Source organism: Marinomonas sp. S3726, from assembly GCF_000967665.1.
GTDB lineage: Bacteria > Pseudomonadota > Gammaproteobacteria > Pseudomonadales > Marinomonadaceae > Marinomonas.
In genome coordinates this window covers 24,484-45,820 of sequence record NZ_JXYC01000009.1, presented here as the reverse complement: position 1 = coordinate 45,820, position 21,337 = coordinate 24,484, and the positions used below count along the sequence as shown (strand labels likewise).

Genomic DNA, 21,337 nt, shown 5'->3' with positions numbered 1-21,337 from the left:
TCATTTATAAACCTTGGAGAAATATATGAAAAATATCTTATTAGCCCTAGTGATCAATATCTTTATGACAAGCCCATTATGGGCCAATGTTAGCTTGGAGCAGAGCTTTCCTAAAAACGGGGCCATGTTTATGCAATCACCTGACAAGGTGCAGCTTAAGTTTGCCAAAATGGTTAATCTTAAATCAATTCGTCTGTTTGATGCGGCTGGCAATGTGAGTGTATTAGCTGTGGGCGATGGTCGCCATAACACCTTTTTTAGCGCCCCTATGATGCCCTTAAATAAAGGTAATTACCGTGTGGCTTGGAGTGTTGAAAGCCATGATGGCGAAGCAAAAACAGGCACTTTTGATTTTATGGTGCATTAGGCTCAACTTGCTTGAATTCGTTGCAGGCTCCCTAGAATGGCAAATGTATAAAGCCATAAAATCTTATTAAGAAAGGGACAAGAAAAACAAACAAGGGCACCAATAGATGTTCTTGTTTGTTTAGTTCACATTATTTGTTTTCACTCTAATATGGAGGAAATGGTATTTATTAAATTCAAAGTTTGACTTAGGACTTAGTCCAAGCTTTATAGTGATATTAGTTTTTGCTTAATCATGGAGAGCAATGGTGGACAAACTAAGTCAAGATCCAAAAATCATTCAAGAATTTATTATTGAAGGTGCAGGGTGTGCAAGCTGTGTGGGTAAGATAGAAACGGCCATTGCCAAGGTCGCCGATGTGGACTTTGTTGCCATGAACTTTGTCGATAGGAGCGTGTTGGTAAAAGGCAATGCCAAAGGTGATCTTATTGTAAAAGCCGTGGAGGATGCGGGTTATCACGCCAAGTTTTCTAACGCGCAAACAGCACAGGCCAGCCAAGAAGAGAAAGAACAAGCAGAGGCACTTTATTATAAAAAGCTGATGAAGCATTGTTACCTCGCTTTGGCTATAGGCGTGCCATTAATGTTTTATGGTTTGTTTATCGGTGAAATGACAGTGACATCAGGCACAGAGCAAATCGCTTGGCTGCTTGTGGGTTTACTGACGTTAGCTGTGATGCTTACCTCAGGTCGACACTTTTACCTTGGTGCTTATCGCTCTTTTAAAAATCATAATGCCAATATGGATACCTTGATTGCTTTGGGCACAGGGACGGCTTGGCTTTATTCTATGGTGGTTGTATTAGCGCCTGATATTTTGCCTTTAATGGCACGTCATGTGTACTTTGAAGCCAGTATGATGATTATCGGTCTAATTAACCTTGGCTTAGCATTAGAGCTTAAAGCCAGAGGAAAAACCTCAGAAGCCGTGAAGCGTCTAATAGGTTTGCAGGCTAAATCGGCCAGCGTAATTCGTGATAACCAAGAGGTAAAAATAAGCTTAGAAGAAGTCAGGCTAGGTGATAAAGTTAAAATCAGGCCCGGTGAAAAAATCCCTGTGGACGGTATTATCCTTGAAGGCCATTCAAGTCTAGATGAAGCCATGCTAACGGGTGAACCTATGCCTGTGGCAAAAGGTCCGGATGATGAGGTTGCGGCAGGTACCATCAATACCAAGGGCAGCTTTATTTTTAAAGCCACGCGTATTGGTAAAGACACGGCCCTAGCGCAAATCATTCAAATGGTTAAACAGGCTCAAAATGCTAAACCGGCAATTGGTCGATTAGCGGATACGATTTCGGCTTACTTTGTACCAAGTGTGATGATATTAGCGGTAATTACTGGACTTATCTGGCTTAACTTTGGGCCTGATCCAGTGGTGGCCTTCGCCATCGCCAGCGCCTCTACCTTACTTATCATTGCCTGCCCTTGTGCCTTAGGTTTAGCAACGCCCATGTCTGTTATGGTGGGTGTTGGAAAGGCTGCAGAAGCAGGTGTCTTGATACGAAATGGTGAAGCCTTGCAAACCGCGTCTGATTTATCCGTTATGGTATTGGATAAAACTGGCACCATTACCCAAGGTAAGCCTTCAGTCACTGACATTGAATGTTTTGGCGGCTTCACCCAAACAGAAATTTTAAAATTTGCAGCAAGTTTGGAGTTAAATTCTGAGCACCCTTTAGGCATGGCGATTGTTAATTCAGCTCAAGAGAAGTCCATTTCACTTGCTAGTGTGGAGAGCTTTAATGCCATTAGCGGTAAAGGGATAACAGGTTATGTAGAGCAGCATTCGTTAGCATTAGGTAATCAAGGCTTTATGCTAGAGCAAGGTGTCGATATTCGCTCACAGCAAGACTTAGCTAAGGCTTATGCAAGCTCAGCAAAAACGCCTTTGTATTTTGCGATAGATGGCAAGTTAGAGGCCATGATTGCGATTTCTGACCCTATTAAATCTGATTCGATTTCGGCGATAGAAGCGCTACAGGGACAAGGTCTAAGAGTTATCATGCTAACGGGAGATAATACCCATACGGCAGCCGCAGTCGCTAAACATGTGGGTATTGAAGAATACTTTGCCGACGTTTTACCAGCGGATAAAGCGGATATTATTAAAAAGCTACAGGCCCAAGGAGAAACGGTAGCCATGGTCGGGGATGGTATTAATGATGCCCCAGCACTGGCCTTAGCCAATGTCGGTTTTGCCATAGGTACTGGGACAGACGTAGCAATAGAAAGTGCTGATATCACCTTAATGCGAGGTGCGCTAACCAGCGTAGTAGATGCTATTGAGATCAGTAAAGCCACATTGAAAAATATTAAGCAAAATCTATTTGGCGCTTTTATTTATAACCTCATAGGCATTCCATTGGCCGCAGGTGTGCTTTATCCCTTCTTTGGTATTTTACTCAGCCCAGTGATTGCAGGTGCTGCCATGGCCTTATCCTCAGTGACTGTGGTGACTAACGCCAATCGATTACGCTTGCTGAATTCCTCAATAAAAAAACCACTAAAAACCTCGCAGGAAACCTTACAAAGAGGAGAAATAGCATGATACTGGTGAATTTACTTGGACTTCTACTCATTGCATTTATCGTTTGGTGGTTCTGGTTATATCAGCAAAAACCACAAGTGTTTGATGCTGAGCATCAGGTAATTAAAGTCAGCTCTGGTGTTTATCTCCCTTCTAAATTGATGCTCAAGGCGAATCAGGCAGTACAACTTAGGTTCTTAAGAGAAGATGAGGCTGCTTGCTCCCAAACCCTAGTAATACCGGATCTAGGTATCAGTGTTGATTTGTCTTTGGGTAAGGAAACCTTGGTCGACTTACCGGCGTTAGCGAAAGGAGAGTATGCTTTTCATTGTCAGATGCAGATGTATCGTGGGCAATTGCTGGTGGCTTAATCTTACTTTAATTCAGCCTTATTTCTAATTAGCCTAGCTTCTGCCTTTCTTAGCTATTAGGAGGGAGAGTAAAGCGATGACCTCACTCTCCCTCTATTTATTTCGTGACTATCAATTTAGGGGCTAACTAATGTACTCAGAAAAGCGCTTAAACTTAAAATCCCGAAACCAAGATAAATCTCAACTTTTAAAGATGAAGCCATCTTCTCTGTCCCATTCTTTGTTTGAAAATTAGGTACTAGTTTAAATTTATGCCATGCCGCGAGTCCTAAGATAGCCAAGACTAAAACTAGTTTGATAGCCAATGCTGCTCCCCAATTAGAGATTAATAACTCTAATTGAAAATCCGTAATGACATACACAAGAGCGACACCTGCTAACAGCAAGAAGGGCATGATAAAGCTGGCGTAATAGCCAAATTTCTCTAGTACTTCTCCAACGGTTTGTGCTCTTTCTAAGTTAACCAAACACCATAAAGGGTAGAGGCTGCCTAACCAGAGAAAAGCAATGAGGATATGCAAACTCAAGATACCTTTTTCAATCATACCCAGCTCAGCAAGATGGCCTGTAAAAGCAAAAGATAAGCTGATGCTGACTAGCATACATATTAATAAAACTCGGTTTATGAAAAGGTAATATAAAGCCGCAAAAGCACAGGTTAATAACCCATAATTTAACGCCATACCTAAGCCAGAGTCATACAAAATACTTATCATCAGAGGGTCAAATAACCCTGCAAGACCTTCTTCTGCAAAGGCGCCAACCCTCACCCAAAAGAAGCCCAGACTAGTAAAGAATAAAGTGAGTAGGCTAATTAAAAAATAAGACTTTAAGCTTTTGATAAAGTGATTAGATAAGGTCTTTTTGAGCGAACTTGTTTGGCTCAAAAAGAGGCCAAAAGCGGATCCCACAAGACCTGATAACGCGAGATAAAGAGCGAGCCTAAAAACTAAGCTGATGCTTTCCCACATAATCGTCTCCTTTAATATTTTGTGAAGCTCAAGGTGTCACAGATACTGATAAGCTTTCTATCAGTGTTTCAACCATGCAACCTTGAGCGTTAGTAAAGACTATTATTTTTGGTTAAAGCTAATTTTGCTTTTCATTTTATGGCCATCGCTGCCTAGGGTAATCCACTCTAGGCTATATTGGCCTTTCTCTAACATGGGAAGCGGGATCGAGAAATGAGTATTGGCTTTTGCACTGGGTTTAAAGTTAAGGGGAATTTTTTTGCCTTGGTTCTTAAGGGACAACTTAATTAAGCGAGAAGAGTTTTTAAAATTTAACTCAATAGCCGCGAGAGGTGTGTCATAGATAGCATTATTAGCTGGAATGGAAGTGAGTATTTTTGCATGAGCAAATAGATTGCTGCTAAATAAGATGCTAAAGCCAAGGATTAAAGAAATCAGTGTTTTCATAGAGTTTGTCTCGTTTGAATAAAATAAAAAATTTAGGGTTTAAACTTAATAATGAGCTAAACAAGTGAGACTTTTGGTGGGCGTATAAGGCGAGATAAAGGGGTATCAGGCCAATGAATAAAAAGGGCATGACGGTCACCCAAAAAAGGTAAAGCCAAGCTTTTATCTAGATCTAAAATCAGGGCTGAACAGGTGTCAATATGACAGCATTCAAGCTTAGCCGTATTGGTTTGGCTTCTTCTACATTCAGTGTCTAAAAATGCTTGCGAGTGCAAATGATTAAATGTGCGCTCAGGAGAAAGCAGAGCACCTTCTGGATTAAGGGCGTTAGTATGATCAAAAGGTGAGGCTTGGGCACTCAAGGATAATAAGCATAATATCATTAAGCTCAGTACCTTAAACCACATAGACACACCCTCATTTTATAAGGGATTAAATATAACATTTCGACTATTAGATCACTAGCTTTCAGGCACTTTGATAGTGACTGAGTTTGGTTCAGAATATTCAATATAATCTCTTTTCTTTCTGCCTTGAGACTTTTATGATGGCGCAACTTAAAGTCACATGCCTAGCATCTTTTTGATCTAGATGGTTTGAGTAAAATCACATGTGGCCTTTAAATTAGACCTTTATTCTAGACATTAAGAGAGAAGACAATGCAAAAAACTGACTCAAAAAGTTGGTTTAGCCTCATAAAGTTAGTGGAGTCCAGCGCTTGGTTCCAAGGCTTTATCATTAGTATCATCATTATTGCCGCTTTGACCGTTGGCGCTAAAACCTATGTTTTACCCGCAGGGGTTGAAAGCGCTATAAACTACCTTGATAGTTTCATTACTGTTTTCTTCTTGGTTGAAATTATTTTGCGATTCGTGGCTTGTGATAATAAACGGGCATTCTTTAAAGATCCTTGGAATATTTTTGACTCTATTATCGTGATTGGTAGCCTTTTACCCATCTCAGAAAGTGACATGGTATTAGTCGGGCGCTTGTTAAGAGTGTTTCGTGTACTGCGTCTGGTTTCCATCATTCCAGATCTACGTTATTTGATAAATGCCTTATTAAAGGCCATCCCCAAAATGGGCTATATCGCCCTTTTGATGTTTATTATCTTTTACCTATTTGCCGCTGTAGGTGCCATTTTCTTCGAGAATGTTAACCCAACACTTTGGGGTGATATTGCCACTGCCATGCTGACTCTCTTTAGGGTGGCGACCTTTGAAGACTGGACGGATGTCATGTATGAAACCATGGCCGTTTATCCTTTTAGTTGGATTTACTACATCATCTTTATCTTTTTAACCGCCTTTGTTTTCTTAAATATGATGGTAGGTGTGGTACTTGATGTCATGACGCAAGAAACCAATAAGCAGGAGCATGATGCCCAAGAACAAAACCATGCTGAGTTGATGGATCAAATGCAGCAAATGCAGCAACAGATCATCGCTTTAAATGAAAAGCTTGATGACAAAATGAATGAGAAAAGCGATAAAGGCTAGTATTTTACTGACTTTGATTAGTTAAATAAGAAGAGGGCGAAAGCCCTCTTTTTTTATGTTTAGCGTTGCTCATCTAGTTAAGGTGTTCTGCTAAATAACCCTCAAGTAATCGGATCTTAGGCGATAAGTGCCTATTTTGTGGATAAACCGTCCAGATGGCATCGTCTGGAGATCAATAATTATCGATCTGTTCTCATTCTAAAAGCTAAAGCACACTTCTTTTTGGTAGTTACACTTGTTCTATTTGAACTCTTCTTTAATAGAAATACTTTCGTATGGCTTAAATAAAATCCAACTCCCTTACTGTGGCTGACACAAAAACGACACGACCCAACGTTATGGCGTTTAAAACATCAATAAAATAGGGCTGTACTTAAAGCAGGAGTTGGAAGTGAAAATAGTTAATAAACCCTTATTATTTTTTACATTTTGTACCCCTATGGTATTACACGCAGATGAAGAAGAGCGCTTCAATGCATATCTAAATATTGAACAACAAGCGAGTGCAGATATTTCAGGGAGTTCATCCTCATTCAAGCAAAAACGAATACAGATTAACTTGGATAAAGAGCTGTATTTAGATGATATGAACACCATGTCTGTTGGTTTAGGGCTTGAAAGAATTGATATCACAAGCAATGCGTTATTGCCTGGTAGCAATGCAAAAATCCCTAATGAGATTAAGGGAGGCAGAATAAATTTATCTTGGTCGCACGAATTTGAAAGTGGTAAAGAATTCAATTTATCAGGTGCGTTAGGGTCATTGAGTGATAAACCTTTCAAAGGCTCCGATTCACTCTCCAAAGAGTTAGAGGCCAGCTTATTAATGCCCACAGGTGCTGGAAATGCTTGGATAGTCGGGATGGGAGCTAGTGATGATGGGGGGTTAAATGATCTTCCTAGCCTCGCATTTCAATGGAATAAGAGCGAGCGCTTTCAGGCGTTGATTGGCTTACCTTTTATTGAAGTTAATTGGCAGCCTTTTGAGCAAGTCGAATTGACTGCAATCTTAGCTGATAAAGAATCTGAGTTATCAACTAGCTATAACTTTAATGATGACACCGCTATTTCATTATCTCATGGGAAAGGAGGTTGGACTGGAAGGCGGTTTGCACGAAGCGACAAAAAATCTTTTATGAATTATGAAGAAACGCGTACAGCTTTAACCCTAAGTCAAAATTTTGGCCCTGCGGTATTTGGTTTATCTGGTGGTGTTATCACTGATAGAAGTCTGAGTGAAAACAAAGATGGAAGTACACGTAATAGCGATTTAAATATTAAAGATGCTCACTTTATCGCATTAAATTTTGGTATGGAGTTTTAAATATATGAATATGATTTTTAAAAATATATTACTGACTTGTTCGATTGCAATGACAGCATGCAGTACCTTAAACGCAAAGGATAAGCCGTTAAATTTCACTCAGAAAGTAAATGTTTTCGGAGTCACAATTGTTGCAACGGATACAGTGCCCGAAGGTAAATTACTTCATGCCGCGAGTGTAATGGCAGAATACTTAGATAACGACCAAGATGGTAAAGCAGATAATGAATTACTTGTAAAAACGATACGGCTGCAAAAAGCAGTTTTAGTCATGGTTGAGCAAGAAGAGGATATGGAATACTTCAGAGAAAGTATGCTAACTGAACATGGAATCGAAGTTGGCATTGGGCAGGATCTCTATGCAACAGAGACTCATCCAAACGGAGCTGCTAATGGGGTTTTTGATGCAACTCTTGAAGAAGTATTACATTTAATCAGTAATGCTGGTTATGAAAAATTATATCCAAATACGTTTTCAACTAGACCAGGTAGTGCCCAGTCAAATGCTATGGATATCGCGAGAGGAGGTGTGTTTAAGAGCATTCCAAATCACTACCCTAAGCAAGCTTGGTATAGCTACTATGATCCGACCTGTGATTATGAATGCCAAGGTGGTGAATACTTTTATTGGTCTTTAACAACATTGCTCGGCGCTCAAGATTATGGCTGGCGCAAAAAGGCTATTTCTGATGAATGGCGCTTATATACACCTCAAGAATTCATTGAAGGTGATACAGCAATGTATCAGTTACTGTCATCCCCAACCTACAAAATACCGACTGTATTACCTAATGGTAAATATAAGGCAATAAAGTTAGAGATTCTCTCCTTGTAGGTTTTTAAAGCCTCTAGTTAGGTTTTCTAGAGGCTGTTTTTTTAAATTTAATATTATAGATAGTCAGATTTATTTCGTTTTAGCTGTAAAAACTTTTTATATTTTAAATAATATAATAGAGAAGGTTTTATCTTTATATTTTATATCTTGTAAGATCGTGATTTTATTTATTATTGAGTCTTTTAAAAGTAAGCCTTCTAATAACAAGGCTTACGAATTTGGATTTCTTACAAAGTCTTACAAAAATGGTACACGACTCCACGTTATAGGTTTTTCCATACGAATATCATCTATATTTTATAAAGAGTGTTTAGACTGAAGTTAGTGAGATAGTACTGTAGAGGGGCTATCTATTAATTATAAAACTCAACAGTGAATGTTATTTGTTTATTCAACGGGTAGTAAGGAAACTATTTTAAAGGTAAAGGCTCTAAAATCTAACCTAGCATTGATCCTATGAAAAACACTTTAACGCTAAGTACATAACGCATGTTTAGTTTTTTATTGGCTACTTTTAAGGTTATGCAGAGAAGAAAATATAATGAAAACCATAATTTTAGTTGAAGATGATCAAGAGATTGCTCGTCTAGCAATCATGTTTCTTGAGTCAGAAGGTTTTAGGGTTCTCCATATAGATCAGGGCAACCATGCTGTAAACTTTATACTTAATACACCTTCAGATGTCGTCATCTTGGATATCATGTTACCTGGTAAGAATGGTATAGATATTTGTAGAGAAATTAGGCGCTCTTTTCGTGGTGCAATCTTGATGCTAACCGCTTGTGAAGATGACATTAATGAAATATCTGCCTTGAATATGGGTGCAGATGACTACCTAACAAAACCTATTCGACCACATGTATTACTCGCTCATATAAATGCCTTACTTCGAAGAAGTATAGAAACCATCGATAATAAAGCGGTATTTTTTTCATCAGGTATAAAAATAGATATTGTGCGTAGAGAGGTAAGCTATAACCAAAAGAGTGTCGATATTAGTTCGGCAGAGTTTGATTTAATTGCATTACTAATCAAGCATTCTGGAGACATAGTAGATCGCAATACCTGTTATCAAAACTTACGGGGGATTGAATATGATGGTATTGATCGTGCAATAGATATGCGTGTTGCTTCTATACGAAAAAAACTAATGTTAGCAGGCTTTAACTCTATGTTAGTAAAAACAGTAAGAGGCAAAGGCTATATGCTTCTGTTGGATTGAAAATTATCTGATGAAAAAATTATCTTTATTTTGGCGGCTTTATTTAAGTATGTCAGCAGCTATGCTGATTTTGGCGATTATTTTGATTGCCATTATGCAAACCTATTTTGGCTATGATGGTAAACGAGATTTTGTTAATGATGTTTATCAGGAGCTGAAGCCTGTCCTTATTCAATCAAATAAGGGCAAATTCAATCAGCGTACGGTTGAAGCATTTGCTTCTAGTTCACATTTTAGAATTTTCATTGAGCCGAATTTAAAAGCAAAAAAAAACAATAAAAATGAGTACTTAGGTGAGCATCGAAAGACGTCCGTTTTTATATTACCTGATGGGCGTTTACAAGCATGGATCTTTTTACAGAGTTTACCGGGTTATCTAGTTGTAGAAGATTATGCAGAAATAGAAAAAGGATTGTTTTTTAATAAAATGGAAGGACTAACGAGTGAAGATTATCTTGAGAACTATGCCTACGAACTATTAATTCTATTAACTTTAATCGTTATGTCTGTTGTGGTGCTAATGATTGCTAAAGCAATTGAAAAACCGATTGAGGCTTTACAGCAAGCCCAATTGAAATTTTCATCAGGTAAAACTGATATCCGCGCAAATGAGGATGTACCTAGCCCTGTTGATGGATTAGCAAAAAACTTTAATTTGATGGCTGAGAAGATCGAAACTCAAATCAAAGATAATCAAGTCATGACACATGCCATATCTCACGAGCTGAGGACACCGCTCACTCGAATGCAGTTTGCATTAGGTATCTTACAAACTAAAAAAACGGCTTTAACAGAATCTGAGCAAGCTTTGTTAGGAGATCTAGATACCTATATTGAAGATATGGATAAGTTAACTAAAACGATTTTAACATTAGGTAATGTTCAGCATCAGAGACTAAATACTCTATCCTTTGTTGATGCAGATAAGTTTATACAAGAACGTATCTCTAAATTAACTAAGAGGGATAAGAATTTCAGTATTGAGTTACAAAGTGACTCAATGTTGAGCATATTACCAATGCATTTTCAGCTACTAGTGGATAATTTAGTGAACAACGCGCAACAGTATGGAGATAAAATGGTCTCTATTACTTCTTATATCGAAAATGGATATTTCGTATTAACTGTTGCAGATGATGGTTTAGGAATCACTGAGGGTCAAAGTAAAAAGATTTTTAATGCTTTTGCTCGTTTAGACACAAGTCGTAGTCGCGAAACGGGTGGTTTTGGTTTGGGGCTAGCAATTGTTGAAAGTATTGTTCGCCGCTATCAAGGGCATATTAAAGTTGAACCAAGCAGTTTGGGTGGAGCAGGTTTTACTTGTTGGCTCCCTCTGGAAGAGGCTTGAAGGCAAATAAATATGATGTGTAATGCTCTTTGATAAGTGCTAAATAAACAATTATTTCTTTCTACTTAATTGTTAGATTTTAAAATTAGCATAGTTAAAATTAATCTATCTACTAATTCAAAAGAGGGCGTTTGCCCTCTTCTTTATAGCTTTTGTCTAACTAAGATGTTCTGCCAAATAATCCACAAGTAGTCGGATCTTAGGCGATAAGTGTCTATTTTGTGGATAAACCGCCCAGATACCATCGTCAGGGGCTCTATAATTATCGAGTAAGGTGACCAAGTCCCCTTGGGTTAAATGCTGCTTAAGATAATAGTCTGGCAGTTGCACTATCCCTAAGCCTTTTAAGGCCGCATCTACTAGGGCAAAGCCACTGTTATAGCGCAGTCTTCCGGTAACTCGAATATTCTTATCTCTGCCTGAATCTTTAAAGTGCCAATAATCGAGTGTGCCCAACAAGCAACTGTGTTGATTGAGTTCAGCTAGAGATTGAGGTTTGCCTTCTTGCTCAAGGTAAGCGGGAGAGGCGCACAAATAGTGTGTTCTTGTCCCTAGCTTTTTTGCAATCATGCTAGAGTCATTTAGCTTTCCAAGGCGAATCGCAAGGTCATAACCTTCCTCTACTAAATCCATTTGTAAGTTGGTGAGATAAGCCTCAACTTCTATATCCTCATAGCGTTCCATAAAGCTATTCACTAGAGGCAGTATTTGTTGCTCGCCATAGGTAACAGGCGCAGTCAGTCTTATTTTACCTTGTGGTTTTGATTGCAGGTTGGTGATGGCTTGTTCTGCTGCATCCAAGGCATCGAGAGCACCGCGACAATGTTGATAGAAAATATGCCCTTCTTCTGTCAGAGAGACTTTACGAGTCGTACGATAAAACAATTTAATCTTAAGTCGCTTTTCTAATGCACTAATTTGCCGGCTGACTTGCGCGGTTGAAATGATCATTTTCTTTGATGCTTGAGTAAAACTGCCACTTTCAGCAACATAAACAAATTCTCTAATTCCTTCCCATTGCATTTTGTTTACCTATGAATTTTATTGTTACCACTGAGTACAAGTGTTTTACATAATGAGTATATTATCATTCATATAGAAATAAATATAATGGCTGACATTCATAACCGCTCGGTCAAGCTTGTTACAAAATAGATGAACTTTGCTTCTCTCAAGTGCCTTTAGTTTATCGGTTTTACTGATGATCCTGCTTACAGCCTGCGCGGCCATATATGAAGTCCATTTAAAATATTTTTGAATTTAAAAAGAGAAAACTATGACAGATAAATTTATTAAATCGAAGGCGGCTATTGCTTGGGGCCCTAAGCAACCTCTTTCTGTTGAAGAAGTCGATGTGATGCTCCCGAGAAAAGGGGAAGTATTAATCAAAGTTGTTGCTTCTGGTGTATGCCATACGGATGCTTTCACTTTGTCTGGTGAAGATCCAGAAGGCATCTTCCCTGCCATTCTAGGGCATGAAGGTGGTGGCATCGTGGAGCAAGTCGGCGAAGGCGTGACGAGTGTTGAAGTGGGAGACCATGTTATTCCTCTTTATACGCCAGAATGTGGTGTCTGTAAGTTCTGCTTATCTGGTAAAACCAACTTATGCCAGCAGATTCGTGAAACGCAAGGTAAGGGATTGATGCCAGATGGCACCACACGATTTTACAAAAATGGCCAGCCTATCTTCCATTACATGGGATGCTCAACCTTCTCTGAATATACTGTCTTGCCGGAAATCTCTTTGGCAAAAGTAAGCAAAGAAGCGCCGTTAGAAGAGATTTGCCTGTTAGGCTGTGGGGTTACCACAGGCATGGGCGCTGTGATGAATACCGCTAAAGTAGAAGAAGGGGCAAGTGTTGCTATCTTTGGTTTAGGGGGCATTGGCTTATCTGCTGTGATTGGGGCAACCATGGCAAAAGCAGGTCGAATTATTGCGATTGATATTAATGAGAGCAAATTCGAATTGGCTAAAAAGTTAGGCGCTACTGACTTTATTAACCCTAAAGATTACGACAAACCAATTCAAGATGTCATTGTTGAGCTAACAGACGGCGGTGTTGATTATTCTTTTGAATGTATTGGTAATGTAGACCTAATGCGATCAGCATTAGAGTGCTGCCATAAAGGCTGGGGTGAGTCGGTTGTGATAGGTGTAGCGGGTGCTGGGCAAGAGATATCAACGCGACCATTCCAATTGGTAACAGGACGAGTATGGCGTGGTTCTGCTTTCGGTGGCGTTAAAGGCCGTACTGAATTGCCAGATTATGTAGAGCGTTATTTGCAGGGTGAGTTTAAGTTAAGTGACTTTATTACTCATACCATGGGGTTAGAGGATATCAATGAGTCCTTTGAACTTATGCACAAGGGTGAAAGCATACGAAGTGTGATTCATTTTGATAAATAAGACGTATTTCGCTGCCTCTATCTGAGGCAGCGTTTTCGCCTAACAATGAAGCATGTTAGTTTTCATAAGGGTATCTAGCATCCATAAGCGGATAATGTGTCAGTATCTAATTGACAAGTAATTCTCATTTTCATTTACTTCTTAGGGTAAAACATTATTTTTAGCTAGAGACACCCTATGATTGTTCGTAATAAACCCAATGCATTTCGACTTTTCTTTATTATACGAGGCTCAGTGGTTTTACGTGTTTTCCCGCAAATCGCTTTTATAACGCTTCTTGGAGCAGCGGTTGCTCTCTTTCAATATTATTATCCCTTGTTGTTTCCTTCTTTTACTTTGGCGCCATTAGCGCTTCTTGGTGTGGTGCTATCTCTCTTTTTGGGCTTTAGAAATAACGCGAGTTATGACAGATGGTGGGAAGCAAGAAAGCAATGGGGGCAGCTTATCGTTCATTCTAGAAGTTTAGCGAGACAGTCTGTGTCCTATATTCATTGCAATGAAAAAGCAGGTAAAAAAGCGCACCAACGTCTTATCTATCTGACGATTGCCTTTAATCATACCCTTAGGCACCAATTAAGAAAGTCAGACCCATGGGAAGATATCGAGAAGTATTTAAAACAAGATGATCTTTTATCATTACGAAAGTCCCATAATATTCCTGATGCCCTATTAAGGCTAATGGGGAAACAGCTTGCTATCTGTCGAGATAAAAAACTTGTGTCTGAATTTTTAATTCCAAGTTTAGATCAGCATGTGACTAAAATGGCGGAGGTTCAAGCGGCTTGTGAACGTATACAAGGTACACCAATTCCTTTTGCTTATATGTTGTTAGTACAGCGTACGGCTTATCTTTATTGCTTCATTCTTCCTTTTGGGATTGTTGCTTCGCAGGGGCTGGTTACCCCTCTCTTTTGTGCCATAGTGGCTTATACCTTTTTTGGGTTCGATGCCCTAAGTGAAGAACTACAAGAGCCCTTTGGCCTGTCTGCCAATGATTTAGCCTTAAATGCCATGACGCGCACAACGGAAATTAATCTACTTGAAACCTTAGGAGAAACAGATTTTCCTGAGCCCATCGAGGCTAAAAACCATCGCATTGAATAACAGAAAACACTGAATTTAAATTAGTGATTTAAGCTAGGGCTAGAAGAAATAGCTTGTAGAAAGAGACTTGCTATTGATTCACTTTAGGATGCCAAATGCCTTGTTTTTGGACAAAGTCATTTGGCTTGAGTAGCTGGCACTGCTTCATACTTAAACAGCCACAACCGACACAACCCGCTAAATTGTCTTTTAAAAACTGCATGCGTTTCATTTTGTCTTCAAGGTCGGCTTGCCATTTCTTGGCGACCCTTTCCCAATCACGCTTGGTAGGTGTCTTATTCATAGGGAGGCTTTCTAATTCAAGAATAATTTCTTCCAAGGTAAAACCGACGGATTGTGCAACCTGAATTAAAGCAATTCTTCTTAGCATAGAGGAATGATAGCGACGTTGATTACCACTGGTTCTAGTGGAGTGAATTAATCCTTTTTTCTCATAAAAACGCAACGCAGACCCAGCCACACCACTGAATTCAGAGACTTCACTTATCGTTAAATTTTTATTAATTTTCATCATCTTAAGTGACCATAACAAATGATATTTAGAACGTATCTAAATGACTTGACTTAAAGTTAACTTTAACAATTATACTGGCCGAAATTTTGAAAACAATATGAAATAGGTGTGTATTAATGAGCCAATCGAATGACTCTCTTGAGAGCGATTTTTCTAGGTCAGATACTCATATGGAAAAAGAAATATCATCATTGATTTTAGAGGGAGATTTGGTATTTGTATCGGGTCACAATCAGCAGCAAAAAGAGGATACGCAAGGGGGCTTTCGTGATCAGGTAAAGCGTGCAATTGATCACTTGCAAGCCTCCTTAAAGAGCCATCACCTAGCTATGGACAATGTTATTAATATTTCAATACTGGTTGAAGATTGGGACGCCATTAAGCTATGTGTCTGTCATGAGGAAATCAGCAAATACTATGGTCAAAATGGCTTACCAGATATTACTCATATTCCACTGACTCAGGCTAACCTGATAACTGGACCAATTAGTTTAAATGCTATCGCACTAAGGTGATTCATCCCTAAGCCTTGGCTCTAAAGTTCCAATGATCGTTAGGGCCTTGATTATTGATCATCTCTTGAATGGCTTCGTCTATATCTTGGTCATGGGGCTCGTAAAATCGGCACATGGCGAGCGCTTTACGTAAGTTAATATTAGTACCTAAATATTCCATCAATACTCTTGAGCTTGAAGGCATACGCTCATCACTGGCCGATACGCCTAAGCGCAAACCATGTAACCAGCTGATGCGGTTTTTAAAGGTCGGGAACATGATGGTTTGGGTAATTTCATTAAATGTGAGTGATTCATAATCCATCATAAAAATACGATCGGAGAGGTAATACGCTATGCCGAGGTATTTGCAATGGCACACTTCTTTATCCCATTTCTCTTTGCCTTCTATTAGCCTTTCTGTACGTTGAAAAACCACCTTATCTCCTTGTTTCTCGAGACACACGAGAGATCTTAGAATTTTGCCTGGATTGCCCATAGAGTAGTAATACTCAAAGTAATAGCCTAAATACTTATCTAGTTCAGGGCTCGACTTTTGTTGTAGCTGATTGAAGTGTGCTGACTCAATACTGTCAGAGTCATTAGTTGTTTGCCTTGGACTGACTTGTACCAACCTTTCGAACTGGCTATGGGGCAAATGCAGCTCATGTTCGGCCACATCAAAAAACTCACAAATACGACGCAAAGTGTTGGCGGCGGGTTTGTGTTTGCCACTTAAGTAACGATTAAACTGAGGTCGGCTTATTCCTAAACGTTGGGTTACTTCGCTTATGGATTTGTAATAACTACAGAGCAGTCTCAAGTTTTGAGCAAAATCTTCATTCATGATTTACCGACCTAAGCGAATTCAAACATCAAGGTGTGAAATAAGCATAGCAGGGCAAGGAGCGACTAATAAAGACGCACTTTGGAGTACTAGTTGCGCCAAAGTGCGCCAACTAAGGTCAAGGTGTCAAATACCTCAGGTGAAATCCATTTGTTTTACTAAACCTCAGCAGCTGATTTATCTGCCTTTTAAAGGCATAGATAAATGAGCGCCAACTTCCTAAATAAGAAAAAAGATCGAGGAAAAGAGTATGACAAATCAACCAAAACTGAGCTTCTATGGTGGCCCTTGGGCGTCATTTTTACCCATACTAAGCTTTGTCATTGTCGCGATTTATGTCGCAACTGCGTTGGAAGAGGCTACTATACAAGGCATGTGGGTGGGCATTTTAGGCGGACTTTTAGGCACCTTCTTATTAGCAAAAGATAAATCCTTGTATAGCGAAACCATTATGAAAGGCATGGCGAGTAAGGTGGCAATCGCCCCAGTCGCAGCTTGGATTTTCGCAGGCATCTTTGCCACTGTTTTAAGGTCCTCTGGTCTCGTGGATGGCATTTTGTGGGCGGCTTATCACACAGGCGCAACAGGCACTGTTTTTGTAGCAGTCAGCTTTATGGCCAGTGCGCTTTTTGCCACCGCAGCCGGAACTGGTTTTGGCACCATTGCCGCAGGCATGGGTGTCTTGTATCCAGCAGGTGTTTTGTTAGGTGCTGACCCTTTCTTGATGGCTGGTGCTATCGTCGGTGGTGGAGCTTTTGGTGATAACCTTGCGCCTATTTCAGATACCACAATTTCTTCTGCAGCCAGCCAAAATACGGATATCGGCGGCGTTGTTCGTTCTCGTCTTAGATACTCATTAACCGCTGGTGCGATAACTCTAGTCTTGCTTGTTGTCTTTAGTCTATTAAGTAAAGGCTCGTCTGTTGGTGTGCCTTATGAGCAACTGGCGGATCATATGGATCCTAAAGGCTTGATCATGTTGATTCCTGCGCTAGCGGCTATCTATGTGGCGATGAAAAAGGGTGATGTGATCTTTGCCACGACCATAGGTATTTTGCTTGGCATGCTGGTGGCTGTGGTGTCTGGACTTAATACCTTAGAAGCCTTTGTCTCAGTAAAAGACGGAGCCTTAATTAATGGTGTTGCAGGCTGGATGGCAGACTTATCCATCTTAGTCTTACTGCTCGCAGGTGGTATTCGCCTGATGTTAGATGGTGGTGGTAGTGATAGATTAATCAACTTACTAAAAGGCATGGTAAATAGCCCTCGTGGCGCCGAGGCATCATCGGCGGGTTTATCCCTTTTCCTTTCCTCTATGATGAGCATAAACGCCCCAGCTATTCTAGCGGTTGGCCTTTCTTATGCTAAACCTGTGGGTGAAAAATTTGGTCTGCACCCTTATCGTCGTGCCAATATTATCGATAGCATGGCCTGTACTTTGGTTTACTCATTACCTTGGTCAGCAGCCTTATTATTTGCGTCAGGTTTATCTTTTAAAGCGGCGGAATCTTTTGAGGGCGTCCCTGCATTAACACCGATCGAAATGACACCTTGGATCATATATGCCTGGGTGCTATTAGTTGTGATGACTTTCTCCATTATCACAGGTTGGGGGCGTCGTTTTGCGGATGAGAAATCAGACACTGAGCTTGCACTTGAGAAGCAAGCGAATGAAGAGGAAGCAGCTTTAGCTAAGCAATCCTTTGAACAGAATGCCAAGGCGTAAGCATGATGAGAAATAGTAAGAGAGCCAGCTTAGGCATTATCACAGGGTCAGGGCCAGAAGCTGGTTTGGACATGTGGAATAAGGTATTAAAAGCCAACAAAAACTTGATGGGAGAAGCATTTAAAGGGGATTTAGATGCGCCCATGGTGAATATTATCTCAGAGCCGCTATTAGGGCTTTCCATGGAGCTTGAGTTACATGATGACAAGGTATGGAAAACCTTGTCTCAAGTGGCAAATGAAGTGGCGCAACAGGTGGACTACTATGCCATTGCTTGCAATACCCTGAACTATTATCAGCCGCAGTTAGAAGCCTTGGCCTTAAAATCTAAGCTAGTGTCATTTGGGGATGTGGTGAAGCAAAAGCTAGAACAAGAAGGCATCAAAAAGGTTGCGCTATTGGGATCAGATCCTGTGACCGACCTTGGTGATTGGTCTCCTTATCGACAGCTTAAAGAGGTTGCTGAGGTGGAAGTGCCAGACCCTGATCTAGGCTTACATCAACTGATTTATGATGTGAAAACCTATGGTGGTGACATGCCTCTTATCTGTGAATCTTTTACTAAATTGGTAGATTCGTTAGAGGCAGATTTAGTGCTACTTGCTTGTACCGAGCTGCCTTTGATTCCCATTAAAACGCACAAACAACTTATCGATGTGACAGACCTAGTCGCACAAGAACTAGCTAAGTTATCACAAGCACAATAGCCATGTGGCTTTGATGTTAACAGGCTGTCACCCACATGCCTGTTAACATGTTTTGGGGCCTTAACAGGCCTCTTTTTTATGTTCTTCTATCAAGTGACTGCTTAGCCTCGTTAGTGAGTTAAGCGAGAAATATCCTGTTCAAGCTCAGAATAATAAGGGTTCCAAGTGAGACGAGCATGCACTTTTCCAACTTCATGATACCCCCAAGCCGAGAACCAAACTTGCTCCCCTTGAAAGCAAGCTTCAATCTCTTCGGACTCAAAACCATTCTCACATATTCTCATCTCACCCTCTTCGCCATAATAGGTGTTGCTAGGGGCAAAGATGGGGCTCATATGTGAGCCAGTGCTAATCTTATGCTCAGCTAACATCATGGATAAGGCTTTAATTTGTATTGATTGTGCCGTCTCTTTGCCATACCAAATGAGTTGATTTTTAGGGTTGTTGAAACGGGTTTTGAAAAGCCTTTTAACGGCGTTTGCATCAATGATGCTATCTGCTTCACTGATACTAATGAGGGTTGGAATCTTAACCTGAACTTCTTTTAAGCGTTGACGTAAAATACTGGCACTGCGTGAGTAAGCAATTGCGCCATTAAGTGGCGCTGAATTGTAGCGAGTTAAATTGGTTTCCTCGGTTTTATAGCCATCCCAAAAAGCAGCTAAGAGGGGAGTGAACTTTTCTAACTTAGGTGTGACTGATTGAAAACCGGGTGAGAAAAGTAACAAACCTTCAATGTCGCCTTGGTCTAAGGCATGAATAGTCACTAGGTTTCCACCTGTTGAGAAGCCGCCTAACCAAACCTGTCCATACTCTTGTTTTAAAAGGTCTGCATAGTGATCCACAATATTTTGCCAATCTTGGTAGCCGGTTAACATCATGTCATCTGGTTTACTTCCGTGTCCTGGAAGCAAGAGGACTTGTACATAAAAGCCTTGTTTAACTAAGGAGTTTGCTAAATCAGAGAAACTAAAAGGAGAATCGCTTAAACCGTGCACTAATAAAATGGCTTTATCTGTTTGTTGTGTCGGCTTGAGTTCAAAAGGCATGTTCATATCTAGCTCTTTTTGATGATCATCTGAAATGAAGTCTCGATTTTCTGCTAACCAGTCTTGTGTTACCGCTAAATAATCAGCAAAAGTGGGCTGTAAATAGTTGTAGTACTCTTGGGAGAGATGAAGTGTATTAGACTTTGTAGCATTAGTAGCGCAGCCAGATAGGATCAAGGCTAGAAGGGCGAAACCAAAAAAGGAAAAAAGCATTTTCATGAAAGCGGACACCCGAATTTAAGTAATAAATTCATCCTATTATAAATAGCTAGATAGGTGAGCTAACTCGCCAAATGCGCCAATTTATATTCTGATGATGACTTTCTAACCGCTTATTTTACCTTGATGAAAAGCTCAGCTCACTTATCTAATCATTAGTTAACCAATTCAAATATTTTGGATTGGTTTCCTTCATATCCCGATACAACCACACCATGCGATCCACAAACCAAGCTTTGAAAACCATGATCCAGAGATTGCCGAGCATGAGTGCCCAAATATTTAAGCTGTATAAACCATAGAAAAAGAAAGGTAACCCAAGGCCTGATAACACTTGCAGTAAGAGGGCTGGCGTGAGGTGATAATGAGGAATCGCCACCTTGTTTCGTTCTAGATAGATACGTTCACCAAAGGTGCCCATAGAAGCCCAGTTGTTGGTGTTAGTTGGTGCGTTAAATAGCCTTGGGTTCAGCCAAACCCAAATAAAAGAAAGCAATATGGGGATAATGCTGTAATAGCCAATCCACTCTCTAGACCAAAATGCGATAGAGATAAGCGGAAGAATTGAAAACCTTGTATAAACACTCCAAGGGTTTGAATGACGTTTCCAAGTTTCGTCATCCATGCTCATCAAACGTTCGGTTAAGCGGGTTAAATCCATTTTCTCACAGCTCGTCTTGTTAGAAGGGGATAATCAATGTTTTATTTTAAGCGCAATGATCTGCTCTGAAAGCTTTCACCATTTCTGGGAAATTATCATAGTGTGGGTTGTTAATCTCAAAGCCAGAATTAGGTTCAAGTGCTAGACCTTTGTCATAGCTAATAAGGCTCTTGTCATAAAATTCGCAGCCTTGTGTGATCTTATTGGTGGAGATATAAAAATTAGCTAATACAAACTCGGCTTTTGCCACCTGAGTTAAATGCTCAAGCTGAGAAAATAGCTTGATGGAGTGTTCGGCGTGAAAAATGGCTTTACCCTTTTTAGGGTCAAAGTCTGGGGCTACCAAGTGGAAGTTTGGATTAGTAGGGTTCGCATGTTTTTTATATAAGCTAGACAGAAAAATATGAGATTCAGCCATGCCAAATTTATCATTAAGTGCGGTGAAGTCTTCTAATGCTTCTTCACCTAAACGCTGGGCTGAATAGACTCTATCTTGGTTCATTAAATAGTAAGCATAAGAGAGTTTTTGATCTGGGTTATCAGTATAGGGTGTTAATGCACTAGAGCAGCCCACTAAAAAGCTAAAGACGCTGACTAACAGACAGACTCGAACTAACATGCTTTGACTTACCTTATTTTTATTTATGCTAAGTAAAAGACGACATTAGGGGTTTGAGGTTAGACAATCAAGTCTT

The 21,337-nt window shown here is 40.0% G+C and carries 22 protein-coding genes; 13 read left to right on the top strand and 9 right to left on the bottom strand.

The window, feature by feature from the left end; genetic code table 11:
- Positions 1 to 25 precede the first annotated feature (25 nt).
- The 3 genes from TW85_RS07735 to TW85_RS07725 all read left to right on the top strand — a co-directional run bounded on the left by TW85_RS07735 (position 26) and on the right by TW85_RS07725 (position 3,268).
- The gene (locus tag TW85_RS07735) at positions 26 to 367 is read left to right on the top strand and encodes a copper resistance CopC family protein (RefSeq protein WP_046016545.1); all 342 of its coding nucleotides are present in this window, start codon (positions 26 to 28) and stop codon (positions 365 to 367) included.
- Between the two features lie 247 nt (positions 368 to 614).
- Positions 615 to 2,918, top strand: a complete 2,304-nt coding sequence (locus TW85_RS07730; RefSeq protein ID WP_046016724.1) for a heavy metal translocating P-type ATPase — start codon at positions 615 to 617, stop codon at positions 2,916 to 2,918.
- Positions 2,915 to 3,268: a cupredoxin domain-containing protein gene (locus TW85_RS07725; protein ID WP_046016544.1), complete on the top strand. Its 354-nt coding sequence runs from the start codon at positions 2,915 to 2,917 to the stop codon at positions 3,266 to 3,268. The genes TW85_RS07730 and TW85_RS07725 overlap by 4 nt, the downstream gene beginning before the upstream one ends.
- A gap of 116 nt (positions 3,269 to 3,384) precedes the next feature.
- Here TW85_RS07725 and TW85_RS07720 read toward each other — a convergent pair whose 3' ends face one another.
- From TW85_RS07720 to TW85_RS07710, 3 genes are all read right to left on the bottom strand, one after another.
- Positions 3,385 to 4,239, bottom strand: a complete 855-nt coding sequence (locus TW85_RS07720) for a CopD family protein (protein ID WP_046016543.1) — start codon at positions 4,237 to 4,239, stop codon at positions 3,385 to 3,387.
- A 102-nt stretch (positions 4,240 to 4,341) separates the two neighbouring features.
- Entirely contained in the window at positions 4,342 to 4,686 is a 345-nt protein-coding gene (locus tag TW85_RS07715) for a copper resistance protein CopC (protein ID WP_046016542.1), read from the bottom strand.
- A gap of 56 nt (positions 4,687 to 4,742) precedes the next feature.
- Positions 4,743 to 5,093 carry a hypothetical protein gene (locus TW85_RS07710; protein WP_046016541.1) on the bottom strand — a complete coding sequence of 117 codons (351 nt, stop codon included), beginning with the start codon at positions 5,091 to 5,093 and terminating at the stop codon, positions 4,743 to 4,745.
- Between the two features lie 252 nt (positions 5,094 to 5,345).
- On the opposite strand from TW85_RS07710, the gene TW85_RS07705 reads away from it, so the two are divergent.
- The 5 genes from TW85_RS07705 (at position 5,346) to TW85_RS07685 (ending at position 10,914) form a co-directional block, all read left to right on the top strand.
- The gene (locus TW85_RS07705; RefSeq protein ID WP_046016540.1) at positions 5,346 to 6,185 is read left to right on the top strand and encodes an ion transporter; all 840 of its coding nucleotides are present in this window, start codon (positions 5,346 to 5,348) and stop codon (positions 6,183 to 6,185) included.
- Positions 6,186 to 6,576: 391 nt separating this feature from the next.
- Entirely contained in the window at positions 6,577 to 7,509 is a 933-nt protein-coding gene (locus tag TW85_RS07700; RefSeq protein ID WP_046016539.1) for a hypothetical protein, read from the top strand.
- A gap of 4 nt (positions 7,510 to 7,513) precedes the next feature.
- Complete coding sequence (locus TW85_RS07695) at positions 7,514 to 8,344, top strand: hypothetical protein (protein ID WP_046016538.1); 831 nt, start codon at positions 7,514 to 7,516, stop codon at positions 8,342 to 8,344.
- A 541-nt stretch (positions 8,345 to 8,885) separates the two neighbouring features.
- Positions 8,886 to 9,566, top strand: a complete 681-nt coding sequence (locus TW85_RS07690; RefSeq protein ID WP_046016537.1) for a response regulator transcription factor — start codon at positions 8,886 to 8,888, stop codon at positions 9,564 to 9,566.
- A 10-nt stretch (positions 9,567 to 9,576) separates the two neighbouring features.
- Positions 9,577 to 10,914 carry an ATP-binding protein gene (locus TW85_RS07685; protein ID WP_046016536.1) on the top strand — a complete coding sequence of 446 codons (1,338 nt, stop codon included), beginning with the start codon at positions 9,577 to 9,579 and terminating at the stop codon, positions 10,912 to 10,914.
- A 156-nt stretch (positions 10,915 to 11,070) separates the two neighbouring features.
- Here TW85_RS07685 and TW85_RS07680 read toward each other — a convergent pair whose 3' ends face one another.
- Positions 11,071 to 11,937: a LysR substrate-binding domain-containing protein gene (locus TW85_RS07680; protein ID WP_046016535.1), complete on the bottom strand. Its 867-nt coding sequence runs from the start codon at positions 11,935 to 11,937 to the stop codon at positions 11,071 to 11,073.
- Positions 11,938 to 12,190: 253 nt separating this feature from the next.
- Between TW85_RS07680 and TW85_RS07675 the strand changes: the two genes are divergently transcribed.
- Entirely contained in the window at positions 12,191 to 13,321 is a 1,131-nt protein-coding gene (locus TW85_RS07675) for an S-(hydroxymethyl)glutathione dehydrogenase/class III alcohol dehydrogenase (RefSeq protein ID WP_046016534.1), read from the top strand.
- A 177-nt stretch (positions 13,322 to 13,498) separates the two neighbouring features.
- Positions 13,499 to 14,425: a bestrophin family ion channel gene (locus TW85_RS07670; RefSeq protein ID WP_046016533.1), complete on the top strand. Its 927-nt coding sequence runs from the start codon at positions 13,499 to 13,501 to the stop codon at positions 14,423 to 14,425.
- Between the two features lie 70 nt (positions 14,426 to 14,495).
- On the opposite strand, the gene soxR is transcribed toward TW85_RS07670, so the two are convergent.
- Positions 14,496 to 14,939: a redox-sensitive transcriptional activator SoxR gene (gene soxR, locus TW85_RS07665; RefSeq protein ID WP_202904839.1), complete on the bottom strand. Its 444-nt coding sequence runs from the start codon at positions 14,937 to 14,939 to the stop codon at positions 14,496 to 14,498.
- A 116-nt stretch (positions 14,940 to 15,055) separates the two neighbouring features.
- Between soxR and TW85_RS07660 the strand changes: the two genes are divergently transcribed.
- Positions 15,056 to 15,454 carry a RidA family protein gene (locus TW85_RS07660; RefSeq protein ID WP_046016532.1) on the top strand — a complete coding sequence of 133 codons (399 nt, stop codon included), beginning with the start codon at positions 15,056 to 15,058 and terminating at the stop codon, positions 15,452 to 15,454.
- A 7-nt stretch (positions 15,455 to 15,461) separates the two neighbouring features.
- On the opposite strand, the gene TW85_RS07655 is transcribed toward TW85_RS07660, so the two are convergent.
- On the bottom strand, positions 15,462 to 16,280 hold the full coding sequence (locus TW85_RS07655; protein WP_046016531.1) for a helix-turn-helix transcriptional regulator: 819 nt from the start codon (positions 16,278 to 16,280) through the stop codon (positions 15,462 to 15,464).
- 250 nt (positions 16,281 to 16,530) lie between these two features.
- On the opposite strand from TW85_RS07655, the gene TW85_RS07650 reads away from it, so the two are divergent.
- Positions 16,531 to 18,006, top strand: a complete 1,476-nt coding sequence (locus tag TW85_RS07650; RefSeq protein WP_046016530.1) for a Na+/H+ antiporter NhaC family protein — start codon at positions 16,531 to 16,533, stop codon at positions 18,004 to 18,006.
- 5 nt (positions 18,007 to 18,011) lie between these two features.
- Complete coding sequence (locus tag TW85_RS07645; RefSeq protein WP_202904838.1) at positions 18,012 to 18,713, top strand: aspartate/glutamate racemase family protein; 702 nt, start codon at positions 18,012 to 18,014, stop codon at positions 18,711 to 18,713.
- A 110-nt stretch (positions 18,714 to 18,823) separates the two neighbouring features.
- On the opposite strand, the gene TW85_RS07640 is transcribed toward TW85_RS07645, so the two are convergent.
- From TW85_RS07640 to TW85_RS07630, 3 genes are all read right to left on the bottom strand, one after another.
- Complete coding sequence (locus tag TW85_RS07640; RefSeq protein ID WP_046016528.1) at positions 18,824 to 19,981, bottom strand: alpha/beta fold hydrolase; 1,158 nt, start codon at positions 19,979 to 19,981, stop codon at positions 18,824 to 18,826.
- Between the two features lie 148 nt (positions 19,982 to 20,129).
- Positions 20,130 to 20,642, bottom strand: coding sequence for a DUF6653 family protein (locus TW85_RS07635; RefSeq protein ID WP_046016527.1), 513 nt, complete (start codon positions 20,640 to 20,642; stop codon positions 20,130 to 20,132).
- Positions 20,643 to 20,688: 46 nt separating this feature from the next.
- A complete protein-coding gene (locus tag TW85_RS07630) occupies positions 20,689 to 21,261 on the bottom strand; it encodes a hypothetical protein (protein ID WP_046016526.1) in 573 nt (190 codons plus the stop codon).
- Positions 21,262 to 21,337 lie beyond the last annotated feature (76 nt).